The following is a 988-nucleotide window of genomic DNA, read 5'->3' on the forward strand; positions in this document are numbered from 1 at the left end:
ACCAGCGCCTCCGACACCACCCCGTGATGCAGCCAGTTGGCAATATGCTGGCTCGAGATTCGCAGCGTTGCGCGGTCTTCCATCAGCCCGATATCGTGGATATCCGGCACCTTCGAACATCCCACGCCCTGGTCAACCCACCGCACCACGTAACCCAAAATCCCCTGCGCGTTGTTCTCGATCTCCTGACGAATTTCCTCATCCGACCATTGCGCCTTTTCCACGACGGGAATCGTCAGCAAGCCATTGAGCAATTCATCGCGGGCGCCGGCATAGCTGGTCTTCTCCAGTTCCTGCTGCACGGCTTGCACATCGACCTGATGGTAATGCAGCGCATGCAGCGTGGCGGCCGTCGGCGAGGGCACCCATGCCGTGTTCGCCCCTGCCTTCGGATGGGCGATCTTCTGCTCGAGCATGGCGTGCATCAGGTCGGGCATGGCCCACATGCCTTTACCGATTTGCGCGCGCCCACGCAATCCCGAACTCAGCCCCGCGAGCACGTTATTGCGCTCATAGGCCGTGATCCACGCGGACGATTTCATGTCGCCCTTGCGCATCATCGGGCCGGCTTCCATCGCGCTGTGCATCTCGTCGCCGGTGCGGTCGAGGAAGCCCGTGTTGATGAACGCCACCCGCGCCGACGCCACCGCAATGCACGCCTGCAGGTTGACGCTCGTGCGCCGCTCCTCGTCCATGATGCCCATCTTGATGGTGTAGCGCGGCAGGCCGAGCAGGTCTTCCACGCGTGCGAACAGCTCATCGGAGAAAGCGACTTCCGCCGGGCCGTGCATCTTCGGCTTCACGATATAAATCGATCCCGTGCGCGAATTGAGCTTGTTTTGCCGGTCGTGCAGCGCGCCGAGCGACGTCATCACGGCGTCGAGAATGCCTTCAGGAATCTCGTGCCCATCGCGGTCGACAATGGCCGGATTCGTCATCAGATGCCCGACGTTGCGGATGAACAGCAGCGAGCGGCCATGCAGCTTGA

At 61.8% G+C, this 988-nt stretch carries 1 protein-coding gene; it reads right to left on the bottom strand.

Annotated elements, in window-relative coordinates; all coding sequences use genetic code 11:
- Window positions 1-988 (bottom strand): malate synthase G (locus AWB69_RS45330; RefSeq protein ID WP_075644121.1); only part of this gene is annotated, 988 nt, incomplete at both ends.

The organism is Caballeronia udeis, from assembly GCF_001544555.2.
In the GTDB taxonomy this organism is placed as follows: Bacteria; Pseudomonadota; Gammaproteobacteria; order Burkholderiales; family Burkholderiaceae; genus Caballeronia; species Caballeronia udeis.